The organism is uncultured Kordia sp., assembly GCF_947489565.1.
Lineage (GTDB): Bacteria > Bacteroidota > Bacteroidia > Flavobacteriales > Flavobacteriaceae > Kordia.
Genome location: NZ_CANLEA010000040.1, coordinates 1 through 13,723, shown reverse-complemented (window position 1 = coordinate 13,723; position 13,723 = coordinate 1). Strand labels below are relative to the sequence as shown.

Sequence of the window (13,723 nt, the reverse complement as noted above, 5' to 3'; positions counted from 1 at the left end):
GAATTCGTGACAAAAACTAAAGAGCTAAATACAAAATGTAAAACTCAAAATTTTAAATGTAAAAGTACACGCAATTCAAAGCAACACTTCGACTAGCTCAGTGTAAATAAATAAATTGGCAACAAACGCCGAAATTCGTGCAAATCAACATAAGAGTAAACCAAAAAAACATTCGTGAATTCGTGACAAAAACTAAAGAGCTAAATACAAAATATAAAACTCAAAATTTTAAATATAAAAGTACACGCAATTCAAAGCAACACTTCGACTAGCTCAGTGTAAATAAATAAATTGGCAACAAATAAACAGATTAACAAATAAACAAAAAACACATAACCGCCACCAACCCACAACAAAACCATGGACACCAACAAAAAAATCGCCCTACTCACCATAAGACTATTACTAGGTTTCATCTTCTTCTTTCAAGGATTGGGTAAAATCTTCAAATTTGGTGTAGACAACGTATACAACAACTTTTTCGCAAAAACTTATGAAGGCATTCTTCCTGACTTTTTGCTGCAAGGAACTGCGTATTACACATCATACATAGAATTTTTAGGAGGTTTGTTGTTAATAATTGGACTAAAACGCGACTACACATTGTACGCTTTGGCATCTGTATTAATAATTGTAACTTTCGGGCATGGTTTAGTTGAACCAATCTGGGACTTATCACATGTGATGTACAGAGCAATTTTATTGTTGACCTTGCTCCTATTACCAAAAGAATGGGATCACTATCGACTAGACACACTATTGAAGAAAAAATAAACTGAAACGATTAATGAGTTATTTAGAAACTACACACGACGTATACAAAGAAGCAGCATTAACTCCTGATGTTGGACTGTGTTGCACAACAAATCCAATTTGGGAATTACCAGGATTAAAAATTCCTAAAATCATGCAAGAAATGAACTATGGTTGCGGAAGCACTGTGCATGCGCGTGATTTAACCAACAATCCTACAATGTTATATGTTGGCGTTGGTGGCGGAATGGAATTATTACAATTCTCATATTTCAATCGTCAAAAAGGTGGCGTAATTGGGTTAGATGTTGTTGATGAAATGTTAGAAGCTTCTCGTAAAAACTTTATCGAAGCCGAAGAACAAAATGATTGGTTTAAAAGTGAATTTGTAGACCTACGTAAAGGTGATGCATTAAACTTACCTGTAGAAGACAATAGCATTGATGTTGCCGCGCAAAACTGCTTATTCAACATCTTTAAAACAGAAGATTTAAAAAGAGCTATTGCCGAAATGTATCGCGTACTAAAACCACATGGAAAACTGGTAATGAGCGATCCAACGTGCGAGCAACCAATGAACGAAACCTTACGTAATGACGAACGTTTACGTGCCTTATGTTTAAGCGGAAGTTTGCCAATTGCAGAATATGTAAAAATGTTGACAGATGCAGGTTTTGGAACCATTGAAATTCGTGCTAGAAAGCCATACAGAATCTTAGATCCTAAGAATTATCCAACAGACGAATTGATCTATATAGAATCTATCGAAGTAGCGGCGATCAAAGATCCAATGCCAGCAGACGGACCTTGTATATTTACAGGAAAAGCAGCCATATACTTTGGTACTGAAGACTATTTTGATGATGGTTTAGGTCATATTTTACTAAAAAATCAACCAATTGCTATCTGTGACAAAACAGCAGGCGCTTTAGCAGGTTTAGAAAGAGACGATATCTTCATTTCAGATTCGACCTATCACTATGATGGCGGCGGATGTTGTTAATCAAAAGTATTGAGAATTGAGATATTAGCATTGAGAAGCACTTTGCTGTTAGATTGCTAGTGCTTTTAGAAACTGTTTTCTTTACATAACAAAACGTCACTTCGAGTGATTTTTCGAAATAACATGAAGAAAAATAGTATCGAGAAGTACTTTGAAATATATAAGTTCTTCAAAGCAGATCTCGATACAACAAATCACAGATTTGTCACTCGATCAGACGTTTGGATAATAAACTAATAGAGTTTTCCAAGAACTCAAAACATACAAACACCACAATTCAAATACTGAATCGTGGTGTTTTTTTTATTATACATTGAACACACTCAAAAAACCTCCTTTGCTTTTACTCAAAACCACGGCAGGTTTTGGTCATTTCCTCAGCTACTTTTACACAAAACCTCAGCAGCTTTTTTTGAGAAACTATTTTTGGTATTAAATTTTCGCTGATTTTAAAGTTTTTCATTGCATTTTACGGGAAACCACATTGCATATAAGTAATCTTTGTTTTACATTTAGAGAAAATAATAGGACGCTTCGTTGCGATTCGTTCCTGTTAGGAACCAATTTTAGTATAAAAACAGGAATTCCTGTTATAGATACGTTGTGCACAAGCTGAAAAAATATGATGCTTTTAGATTTAATATGTTTTGACTGCCTAATGGAACAGGTTAACAAAGGAGAACCGAATGTGTTTGATGGGACTTCTATTCCGACACCATTTGAGCAAGTAAATAATGATGGAATCTATGAAGTAAACTGTGCAAAAGGACATAAATCCAAAACAATAATCGACAACATAAATTTTGAAATTCTATTTGAATATGGACTAAATGCAATTGTTGACGGATATTACCGAGAAGCTGTTTCCTCTATAACTTCAGCAATGGAAAGGTATTTTGAGTTTTTTATTAAAACAATTCTTAGAAATACAACGACCGATTTTGACTCAATAAGCAAAGTTTGGAAAAAAGTTTCAAGTCAATCGGAAAGACAACTTGGTGCATACATTATGCTCTATTTTCAAGCGTTTAGTAAAGAACCACTATTATTAAATCAAAATAAAGAAGTACCATTTAGAAATTCGGTAATTCACAAGGGTTACATTCCAACTAAAGACGAAGCTGTCAATTATGGAAATTCTGTGATGAACATAATTGAACAATCTCTCATAGATTTAAAGCAAAAGTTTCCTAAAGAAACAGAGCTAACATTTGAACATTACGGCTATAAAAAGAAAGCCGAAGAAGAATTTAAAAAAATAGAAAAAGACACAGGAATTGAACAAAATTTTGCCTGTGTGAATATAATGACAACAATTGACGTTAAACACGGTAGAGAAATCAATCCAAAAGATGGAAGAAAAGGAATGGTTGAGGATAGAATAGTTAGTATTCTTAAAAGACGAGAACCAAGGAGATTGACTTTGCTTAAAGACAAACCGAAAGAAAAATAAAGCCAGTGCACAACAATGGCTATAAATAATTGCTTGTCCTCTCCTACTTCTGAAAATCCTCGCGGATTTTCAGTTTGGTGTATACTTGTAAAGTTAAGTGCTAAACCATGCAACTACTAATAGCTGAGACCGTTATATGCAATTACCAATAAAAACTTAATAAATGAATAGAAATTTTTTAATTGGAATTTTATTAGGTCTATTAATCGGCACACCTCTTATATTTTTTGGAATTCAGTTCTTTATTAAAGATTTAGAATCATTATTAAGAATTTTATTTTGGATAATAATCATGATAATTCTTTTGTCTGGTTTTATTTATGTAAATAGAGATAAAATATTAAGGCTAATTGGAATAAAAATAAATGATATTGAAGGAATTAAAGAAAATACTACTGAGTTAATTTCTGCAATAAATAATGGAGAAGAGAGAAAAGTAAAAACAAAGGGTATTCACTTATTAAATCAATTTATTAGTAAATATACTGAATATCAATTTAGAGTTTGGCTGTTTAGAATTGCCTTTTCTCTTATTGCATTAATTGGGAGTATGTTCATCGCTAGTTTAGCTATTAAGCAAAATGAAATTATTGAAATACAGAATGAATTAATTTCTAATCAAGGTGATTATTTAATCAAGTTAAATGAACCTCTTTTAGATATTAATGAAAATACATTTACATTAGAGCAATCTGGTTCTAAAATGTCTGGAAAACTAAATTTTTACCTTAAAAATTTTGGTCAAAGAGCTGCAAAAAACATAAAATATGAGGTTAGGTTTTTTGAAAGATTGCTAAAGGAAAATAAACTAATCGAACTTCAAATACCAATAAAAGAAGAGTTATCAAATTATATTTCAAAAGGCAATTCAATAAATATAAATACAGCCTATTATAAAGAAGATAATGAAAATGATGTCTTAATTCTATTTGATTTAATGTATGATGATGCTGGAATAGATACTAATTCTAAAAATGTCAAATTATTTTTCAAAGTTCCAGCACCAGTAAAAACTAATCTTATTATAATTAAGACCAGTTTATATAACGCGAGAAAAGAAGAAGAAAGGCTAATTCTTGATTTTCTAAAAAAGGAAAAATAAAAATATATAACAATGTGTATAATGCATTGCTTATAATAAACTACTCGGAAACCCCTTCGGGTTTCCCTCTGGTTTGTGATATTTTACCAACTTAGTTCCTAGTCTACGCAACACACCATAACACGAAGCTATTGTCGCAAACATTACTTCGAATAATTTTTCGAAATAACATGAAGAAAAAATGTATTTCGACTACACTGAATAGAGCTATCGAGAAGTACTTTGAAACGTCATTACGAGTGATAGCGCGGTAATCTGTTTATCATATCATCGTTTTGTTATTTGAAGTATGAGATTGCCACTCTCCAATCAAGTTGGAGATCGCAAAGACGTATCTAAGCTCAAACTACACAAACACCACAGTTTACGCATTCAACTGTGGCGTTTGCGTATTATACATTTTATAACGCGCTTCAAAAAACTAGTTTTATGGCATAAAACTGAGTTTATGAAACGTTTTTTAGCTATATTTTTCTGTATTACTTTCCTCGGAATTTCATTTGGACAAACCTATAATCCAAGAAAAAGAGATTCCATTCTAAAAGCAACAAAACAACAACTGTTAGCGGAAGCAAAAACGATCGATTATACATCGCTACCAAAGCAAATTGTAAAAGACTTGCCTTTAAAAAAATTAAGCGACAAGCCTACTTTTATCAAAACACATCATCTGGAAACTGTTTGCAGTGTTGGAGCTCAAGAAACACTTAAAAATATGCAAATGCTAGAAGAAAACTTCACCAGCCAGAAGTTTTTCAGTCAAGACATTTTTCTAGCGATTCAGAAGGAAATTAAAACTGCAATCATTCCGTATGTAGAAACTACAGGCTTTTCCAGCGGCATTTTGTTTTCTACGCATCCAGTGATGAAAAAATATCCTAAACTAATGCTAAATCTAACAAATACGATACCCAATACATTCAAGAGAACTTCCAGGAAAAACATGTTTGGCTATCTTCCTTATAAAACAGAACGCTTGGAGTCTCCATTGGTAATTCCAAACATATCATTTACATCATACATTCAACAAACCAATCATATTAATTTAGAATTTCTAAATCATGTTGGTCAAAAAGTAAGTGTCTCGGGTGAAATAAATGACACTAAAATATTTTTAAGTTATCAGTACAAAAAGGGCAAATGGAAATTAATGAATTCAAAAATCACCTATTTTGATCCCGAACATGCAACACAATTTGATATTGAATATGGATTCATAAAAAAGCATCAAAACAAAACATATACAATACAACAAAATCTTGAAATTGATGAAGGAGTTCTAGTTTCAGATATCGAAGTTAATTCCATAAATAAAAAATATTTTACGCCCAAACACCTTATCAATATTGACAGTATTACACATTATGACTTTTCTACATTAAAAAATAAAAAGTTTGTAGCCTATGATGAATATTTCAAATATGAATTGCTTCAATTTAATGGCGAATTATTTATACTTAAAATATTTGACAAAGATTATGATGACAATAATCAAAAAATATGGAGAGAATATTTAAATCCTAAATTGATTCCATTTGCCTTCACACAGGTAAAAGATAAAAAGAAAATCATTCAATTTTTTGATGAATGTACAGGATACATTATTCCTAAAAAGGAAGGTTTAGAAATAAAAATAGACAAACCTTTTAGTGTATCACGTGATACTATTTTAGAGTTTTCTGAGGTATCTGGAGCAAGTCAAGAATATTCAAGCAAAGAATTATTTGATATTTCAATGAGTTACAACCGTAATTTTAAACAATACTATACTGTAACAGAAAAAAAAGGTAAGAAACGTTTGTACAATTATCGTAATGAAGATGTGTTACAAAAAAGGTACGACTCCATCATCATTGACAATTTTATCATTGGTATCAAAAATGGAAAATACGATATTTACAACCAAACTTTCAAAAAACTCAAACTAGATAAAGTACAAGCCGTATTTTTAGATCTACCATATCTTATAGAATTACAGGTAATTCAAAATAATGAAATGAAATATATTTCTCTGTCCAACAATCCGCAGGAAACTTACAGAGTTATGAAACCTACGCCGCCATACATGCCTATAATGAAATCCGATATATCCTATGAAATTAAAGAAGATAAAAAAGGAGTTTCTATCATCCGTGAGTTTGCTTTTGACACTTTAAAAATTACAAAAGAGAAAGTTAAAAATGTATTCTTTCTTCGAAACAAAAAACAAAAAATTATTACCGATCAAGCACCATTCATTGTCCTGAAACATACAGATAATCGATATTCTATGGTTGATATATATCACCCAAATAAAACATTACTAGAAACTGTTGACAGAATTGAATTTATTGAAAATACCATCCGTTTCAAAGAAAATAACCTGTTCGGCTACTACGGAATCCACAGCAAAGGACGTTTTAAAAAATTGGAAGCTTTTCAAGGTTTCTTTGCCAAATTCGAATTGCCCAACGGACGAAAAGGTTGGCTTGATAGAAATGGGAAAGAATATATTGATTTATAGAAAACTCTTAAATAAACATAACATAATCTCTTTAAATTTCGACTTATCACTTCTAGTGATTTTTCGAAGTAAAATGAAAAAATAGTATCGAGAAGTACTTCGAAACGTCATTACGAGCGATAGCGCGGTAATCTGTTTATCATACAGTAGTTTTGTTATTTGAAGTATCAGATTGCCACGTATTTCTCGGGAAATACTCGCAATGACGTTTCTAAGAGTTCTACAAAGAACTCCAAACTCTTAAAACACCGCAATTCAGTGTATGACTTGTGGCATTTTCACATTAGATAGTTTATTTTTGATAACAAACTAAAAAAATGCACACTTTTTTCTTCAATCATATCGCACTTTCTGTAAAAGATGTAGACAAATCCGTTAATTTTTATCAAAAAGTATTTCAGTTCAAAGAAATTCCAAATACAGCTTCCAATTCAAAAACGAGATGGTTAGCCATGGGAAATAACAAACAATTGCATCTCATTCCGCGCCCAGATGCCGAAATAAAAACCAACAAAGCCGTGCATTTTGCTTTAGCAACCGCAAATTTCAATGCGTTTGTAGCGTTTCTAAAAGAAATAAACATTCCGTATTCTGATTGGCGCAATACACCCAACAAAGATTATGTTCGAAAAGATGGAATTCAACAAGTATATTTTCAAGATCCCGATGGATATTGGATTGAAATAAATAACGATATCTAATTCATTTCTAAACACATAACCGCACACGTTATTTGTATACATTCTAATTTAAAAAAAACGTTTTCAAACTGTAAGGTTACCGTTAAATTGCGGACTATAAAGCTCTAGTCTGAAATTTAAATTATTACATGAATTACACAATATTACGCATAACCTTGTTATGCTTTCTTTTTCCCCTAACATTATGTGCCCAAGAAACTACAGGTCGCTTAGAAGGTAAAATAAATGATACCAAAAATCAGCCTATCGCATTTGCGAATATTATCATTACAGACACCGAAACAAATTTTAAATATGGAAGTATTTCTCAGGAATCTGGATTCTATATTGTCAACAATCTTCCTCCAGGAAATACTTATAAAATTGAAATCAGTTTTTTAGGATATCGTACCGAAATTCTAGAAAATATTACAATTAATTTAGGCGCAACGACCACAAAAGATTTTACACTTAAAGAAGATAACGAAGCGCTCGATGCGATTGTTTTAGAAGTAGATAGAGCCAATTTTAAAAAGGACAATGAAAAGCTTATTTCTAAAAAAACAATTGCGCAAACGCCAACTATTAGCAGAAGTATTCAAGATTTAACCCGAACACTTCCGGAAGCAAATCTAAATTCTTTTGCAGGAGCTAGTAACCGATTCAACAATTTAAATATTGACGGAATTGCCAACAATGATGTAGTAGGTTTTCAAGAACCTGCAAGTGGCGCGGCTGGATCGTCTGCCAACGGAACGCCCGGAAGTTTGTCTAAAACACAACCCATTGCTTTTGGCGCTATCAAAGAATTGGCAGTAAAAACCACACCTTTTGATGTAAGCATCGGAAACTTTACAGGAGCCAATATCAATTTGGTAACGAAAAACGGAACGAATACTACGAAAACTTCCATTTATGGTTTTGGAAATAATCAGAGTTTGGTTGGGAAATATGCCGATGGAACACGTCAAGAAGTAGACAATTTTTATGATATTCAAATTGGTGCGAGTATTGGCGGCGCGCTGAAAAAAGACAAACTCTTTTACTTTATCAATGTAGAACAGTCGTTAAGCAGTCTTCCTGTATTAAACGCACCTGGAAGTGCGACTTCCAATATTGACTTTGAAACAGTTCAGTTGATCTCAGAAACGTTGCAATCGCGCTATAATTACGATCCGGGAACGTATACAAATGCAGATTTAGAAACTGCAAGCACAAAGATTTTTGCACGCTTAGATTATAATATTTCAGACAAACATAAATTAACGCTTCGCAACAATTATGTAAATAGTTTTTCGGATAATTTAGAGTGGAATGAATCTATTTTCAACTTTGGAAATCAAGGATATCGACACAACAGTATTGCAAATAGTTTGACGGCTGAATGGAATGCAAATTTCAACAACAATACCTCAAATGTATTATCGATTGGTTATAACAAAGTAACGGAAGACAGAGAGTTTGACGGACGTGTGTTTCCGCATTTACTAATTCAAGATGCTTCTAACAGAATCTTTGCAGGAACCTACCGAGAAGCTTCTGTATATAGTACGGATTTAAATACATTTCAAATCACAAATAAGTTTACCTATACAAAAGATAAGCATACATTTACCGCTGGTTTTTTAGTACAATACAACGACATTGATTATGGCTTTTTATCTGCTTGGAATGGACGCTGGCAATATTCATCTGTAGATAATTTTATAAACGATAGACCTTCTCGAATTCGTGGAGTATACAGGACTTCCAATAATAATTTTGACTTTGTAAGCAATACGCCTTCTGCAACTTTGGACATCTTAACAACAGGTTTTTATGCGCAAGATCGAATTCGTTTTAGTGACCGACTAACGGTTTCTGCGGGAATTCGTTTGGACAGTCAAGCCTTATTGGATGAATTGCCTGTGAGTGATGAAGTAAAAAATACACCAGAATTTAGTCGTTTCAAAAATACAATCAATGCTACACCGCAAATCAATCCGAGAATTGGTTTCAACTACTATCTCAACGATGATAAAAAAATTCAACTGCGCGGCGGAACAGGTTTATTTACAGGTCGTATTCCCTATTTATGGTTCGCGTATGCGGAATATATCTCAGGAACGGACTATTTTAACGTAGACATTCGCCCAACAGGAGAAACACCAATTGTTGAAAACGTGGAAGATTTGGCAAGTCAGCAACCTGGTTTAACCGAAATTAACTTGATTGATAATGATTTTGATTTACCACGTGAATGGAAGAGCAACATCGCTGTCGATTTTAAATTGCCCAACAACTTCGGGTTGACTGTAGAAGGAAGTTATACCAATGTTATTAATGGAATCTTCTTTAAATCGATCAACAGAAAAGACGAAACCGCCACATTTTCTGGCGCTGACAATCGTGAGTATTTTACGGATACAGGAGAAGACATCAAAATCAATCCGAACTTTACCAATGTGTTTTTATTAACGAACACAAACAAAGGATATCGTTACAATATCACACTTGGTTTAACGAAAAAAACCGATCAATACAACGGATTTTTAGGATATACGTACGGAAAAAGTAAAGACATTTCGAGTACGGTTCGAAACTCACCTGCAGCAAACTTTGAATGGAATCAATCGATCAATTCCAACAATCCTGATCTGTCATTTTCCAACTTCGATTTACGACATAAAATTGTGTCTTCGCACAGTTATCAATTCAATATTTCTGACAAAAGTGATTTCTTAATTTCTATGTTGTACAACGGAACTTCGGGAAGTCCATTTTCATTTGTAAATCAGGGAGACGTGAACCGAGATGGTTCTTCACGAAACGATTTGGTATATGTTCCAAGAGATCAAAGTGAAATTAATTTGGTAGACATTACAGATAATAACGGAACGGTGATTACCACTGCGGCACAACAATGGGAAAACTTAAACAATTACATCAATAACAACGATTATTTGAGTTCGCGTCGTGGTCAATATACAGAACGAAATGGTGCCAAAACACCTTGGAATCATCGATTGGATGCACGTTTTGAATATGGCTTAAAACTAAAAGGCACACATCGTATCAGTTTATCGTTAGATGTATTCAATGTACTAAACTTAGTCAACAGAAATTGGGGAAAACTCGTTTTTGTACCCAATGTGGTGAATTCAAGTTTTAGTCTGCTCAACTTTCAAGGCATCGAAAGCAATCAGCCAACCTATCAATTCAATATCGAAGATGCAACGCCTTGGGTTGTAGACACCGAGAGCTCACGATGGAAGGCGCAATTTGGAATTAAGTATCAATTTTAACCCGAATCATACGTATCTTTGTTAGACTATGGAAAACTATGTAGATATCTTTTTGAACTCATACAATCAGTACTGGAATTACTTCCTAGAGTTGATCTTTTTTCAAAAATGGGATAACTATTTTTATGGACTAATTGTAATTTCTTTAGTCGTTTGGTTGTTGGAAATAATGTTTCCTTGGCGAAAAAACCAATCCATTTTTCGAAAAGATTTTTGGCTAGATACGTTCTACATGTTTTTCAACTTTTTCATCTTTAACATCATCATTTTTGTAGCACTTTCGAACACAACTGCTGCCTTTTTTAATGATATATTAGGCGGAATTGGCATGTCACTTGAAAGTTTACAACTCTTCAATATAAGTGCACTTCCTGCTTGGTTAGGTTTACTTATCTTCTTTGTCGTAACCGATTTTGTACAATGGAATACGCATCGATTATTGCACAGAGTTGAATTTTTATGGAACTTTCACAAAGTGCATCATTCCGTAAAAGAAATGGGCTTTGCGGCACATTTACGCTACCATTGGATGGAAACAGTAGTGTACAAATCTTTGCTATACCTTCCGGTTGCTATTATTGGCGGATTCAACGTGCAACATGTGGCTTTTGTATACTTTTTCACCATTTCCGTAGGACATTTAAATCATGCGAATTTAGGTTGGGATTATGGATTTTTAAAGTACATTTTCAACAATCCGAAAATGCACATTTGGCATCATAGCAAAGAACTTCCTGTAAGGTATGGTGTAAATTTTGGACTGACTTTAAGTGTTTGGGATTATTTTTTTAAGACCAATTACATCCCAAAAAACGGACGCGATATTGAGTTAGGTTTTACCAACGACGAATCGTTTCCACAAGATTTTTTACGACAAGAAATCTATCCTATCAATCTAAAAAAAGAGTAACATGAAATATCTTTTTCTGCTTTTGTGTACATTTTGTTTGATCACTTCCTGTGGTACACAGCAAAAAACAGTTGAAAATTCTACCAAAGAAATAACGCCTGATATCCATGAATCTATCATAGATTCTGTGAACGCACAACACGATAAAATTGCAGTTACGAATCAACTTGAAAGCGAAAAAACAATTGATAGTGTTACTTTTATACAAAATGCTAAGTTTACAACATCTAAAGATTCTATTAGATTTAATAGCGAGGAAATGGCTGCTGATGTTAAAATTATAACTACAGAAAAGAACGTTGTTTTTAACCATCAAACCTTCAATGATTTACTAAAAAAACATGTCACAAAAGATGGTGTTGTCAACTATAAAGGTTTTAAAAAAGATCGCGCACAATTGCAAAACTATATTACTTCTTTAGGCGAAAATATGCCAATTGATGATTGGTCGAAAGAAGAAAAACTTGCCTATTGGATCAATGCGTATAATGTACTTACGGTAGATTTAATTTTGAGAAATTATCCACTAAAAAGCATCAAAGACATTAAAAAACCTTGGAACCAGCGTTTGTGGAAATTAGGTGAAAAATGGTATAATTTAGATGAAATAGAACATAAAATTCTACGTAAAATGAACGAACCACGAATTCATTTTGCTATTAATTGTGCATCATTTTCATGTCCGCCGTTACTAAATGAGGCGTTTACTGCGGAAAAATTAGAACAGCAATTAACGCAGGTAACCAAAACTTTTTTGGCAGATTCGCAACGAAATACCATTACATCAGATAAACTAGAGATTTCAAAAATCTTCAAATGGTTTGCAAAAGATTTCAAACAAAATGGTTCACTCATTGACTTTTTAAATACATATAGTGACGTAAACATCAACGCAAACGCGAAAAAGAAATACAAAGATTACAATTGGGATTTGAATGAGTAAAATTTCTATTATCATACCAATTTTCAACGAAGCAGAAACGATTGTTTCATTGCTAGAAACGTTGTTGGTTCGTATGAAACATTCGCAACATGAAATTTTATTGATTGATGGCGGAAGTACAGATACAACTGTTGAAATTGTCACTAACTTTATTTCCGAATTTTACAATCAGCAGCATTTTTCTAAAAAAAGATGCGTGGATTCTTTATTTGAAAATTCAGTTTCCATGTTGGAAATTCAATTGTTTTCTTCCGAAAAAGGACGTGCCAAACAGATGAATTTTGGAGCTCAAAAAGCAACTGGTGACATTTTATATTTCTTGCATGCAGATACGTTTCCGCCGAAACATTTTGACGAATTCATTCTACAAAAAATTAGCGCAGGTCATCAAGCAGGTTGTTTCCGCATGAAGTTTGATTATTTGCATCCTGTATTGATTGTGTCGCAATTTTTTACACGCTTTAATGTTAATTGGTGTCGTGGCGGCGATCAATCGTTATTTGTGATGAAATCCTTATTTCGCGAACTCAACGGTTATAATGAAAGCTATCCCATTTATGAAGACTGCGAGTTTATTCATCGCTTGTATGAGGAAGATGAATTCACGGTCATTCCAAAAAGTGTCGTGACTTCTGCTAGAAAATACCGCGAACAAGGCACTTGGAAATTACAGTATCATTTTGCGGTCATTCACATTAAAAAATCCAAAGGTGCAACTCCAGAAGAATTGTATGCGTATTATAAAAAGTATGTGGCTTCTTAGAGTTTTAGACCGCTTTCGCTATTAGATACTAGATCGCTTCGCTACTAGATTTTAGACTTCTTAGATTGTAAATATTTTGATTCGTCATTACGAGGAACGCTAGTGACGCGGTAATCTGTTTATCGTAAAGCACTATTATCATTTGAAGTCACAGATTTTAAACATTTTTTCAAAACTTTTGCAATGACGTTTCTTAGGAATTTTCATGTTTCCCTTTAATTTCACAACACGTCAGTTCGAGTGGTTTTTCGCAATAAAATGAAGAAAAATTGTATCGAGAACAGCTTGTAAATTCATAGTACTTCTCGATACAACAAATCAGAGATTTG

10 protein-coding genes are annotated in these 13,723 nt (G+C 33.1%); all 10 read left to right on the top strand.

Annotation, left to right across the window (positions count from 1 at the left end; genetic code table 11):
• Positions 1 to 360: 360 nt before the first annotated feature.
• The 10 genes from Q0845_RS27405 (at position 361) to Q0845_RS27360 (ending at position 13,394) form a co-directional block, all read left to right on the top strand.
• Positions 361 to 774, top strand: a complete 414-nt coding sequence (locus Q0845_RS27405; RefSeq protein ID WP_298521111.1) for a DoxX family membrane protein — start codon at positions 361 to 363, stop codon at positions 772 to 774.
• Between the two features lie 13 nt (positions 775 to 787).
• Complete coding sequence (arsM, locus tag Q0845_RS27400) at positions 788 to 1,756, top strand: arsenosugar biosynthesis arsenite methyltransferase ArsM (RefSeq protein WP_298521109.1); 969 nt, start codon at positions 788 to 790, stop codon at positions 1,754 to 1,756.
• Between the two features lie 622 nt (positions 1,757 to 2,378).
• On the top strand, positions 2,379 to 3,209 hold the full coding sequence (locus Q0845_RS27395; RefSeq protein ID WP_298521107.1) for a hypothetical protein: 831 nt from the start codon (positions 2,379 to 2,381) through the stop codon (positions 3,207 to 3,209).
• 163 nt (positions 3,210 to 3,372) lie between these two features.
• Complete coding sequence (locus Q0845_RS27390; protein ID WP_298521105.1) at positions 3,373 to 4,311, top strand: hypothetical protein; 939 nt, start codon at positions 3,373 to 3,375, stop codon at positions 4,309 to 4,311.
• Positions 4,312 to 4,759: 448 nt separating this feature from the next.
• Positions 4,760 to 6,814: a hypothetical protein gene (locus tag Q0845_RS27385; RefSeq protein WP_298521103.1), complete on the top strand. Its 2,055-nt coding sequence runs from the start codon at positions 4,760 to 4,762 to the stop codon at positions 6,812 to 6,814.
• A gap of 317 nt (positions 6,815 to 7,131) precedes the next feature.
• Positions 7,132 to 7,515, top strand: a complete 384-nt coding sequence (locus tag Q0845_RS27380) for a VOC family protein (RefSeq protein WP_298521100.1) — start codon at positions 7,132 to 7,134, stop codon at positions 7,513 to 7,515.
• A gap of 128 nt (positions 7,516 to 7,643) precedes the next feature.
• On the top strand, positions 7,644 to 10,778 hold the full coding sequence (locus Q0845_RS27375; RefSeq protein WP_298521098.1) for a TonB-dependent receptor: 3,135 nt from the start codon (positions 7,644 to 7,646) through the stop codon (positions 10,776 to 10,778).
• A gap of 28 nt (positions 10,779 to 10,806) precedes the next feature.
• Complete coding sequence (locus tag Q0845_RS27370; protein ID WP_298521096.1) at positions 10,807 to 11,688, top strand: sterol desaturase family protein; 882 nt, start codon at positions 10,807 to 10,809, stop codon at positions 11,686 to 11,688.
• 1 nt (position 11,689) lies between these two features.
• The gene (locus tag Q0845_RS27365; RefSeq protein ID WP_298521094.1) at positions 11,690 to 12,631 is read left to right on the top strand and encodes a DUF547 domain-containing protein; all 942 of its coding nucleotides are present in this window, start codon (positions 11,690 to 11,692) and stop codon (positions 12,629 to 12,631) included.
• Complete coding sequence (locus Q0845_RS27360; RefSeq protein WP_298521091.1) at positions 12,624 to 13,394, top strand: TIGR04283 family arsenosugar biosynthesis glycosyltransferase; 771 nt, start codon at positions 12,624 to 12,626, stop codon at positions 13,392 to 13,394. The genes Q0845_RS27365 and Q0845_RS27360 overlap by 8 nt, the downstream gene beginning before the upstream one ends.
• The last annotated feature ends 329 nt before the right edge of the window (positions 13,395 to 13,723 follow it).

Bases quoted from the DNA above. Each gene is read 5' to 3' on its own strand.
- Q0845_RS27405 (WP_298521111.1), top strand. From the start codon at position 361: ATGGACACCAACAAAAAAATCGCCCTACTCACCATAAGACTATTACTA.
- arsM (WP_298521109.1), top strand. From the start codon at position 788: ATGAGTTATTTAGAAACTACACACGACGTATACAAAGAAGCAGCATTA.
- Q0845_RS27395 (WP_298521107.1), top strand. From the start codon at position 2,379: ATGATGCTTTTAGATTTAATATGTTTTGACTGCCTAATGGAACAGGTT.
- Q0845_RS27390 (WP_298521105.1), top strand. From the start codon at position 3,373: ATGAATAGAAATTTTTTAATTGGAATTTTATTAGGTCTATTAATCGGC.
- Q0845_RS27385 (WP_298521103.1), top strand. From the start codon at position 4,760: ATGAAACGTTTTTTAGCTATATTTTTCTGTATTACTTTCCTCGGAATT.
- Q0845_RS27380 (WP_298521100.1), top strand. From the start codon at position 7,132: ATGCACACTTTTTTCTTCAATCATATCGCACTTTCTGTAAAAGATGTA.
- Q0845_RS27375 (WP_298521098.1), top strand. From the start codon at position 7,644: ATGAATTACACAATATTACGCATAACCTTGTTATGCTTTCTTTTTCCC.
- Q0845_RS27370 (WP_298521096.1), top strand. From the start codon at position 10,807: ATGGAAAACTATGTAGATATCTTTTTGAACTCATACAATCAGTACTGG.
- Q0845_RS27365 (WP_298521094.1), top strand. From the start codon at position 11,690: ATGAAATATCTTTTTCTGCTTTTGTGTACATTTTGTTTGATCACTTCC.
- Q0845_RS27360 (WP_298521091.1), top strand. From the start codon at position 12,624: ATGAGTAAAATTTCTATTATCATACCAATTTTCAACGAAGCAGAAACG.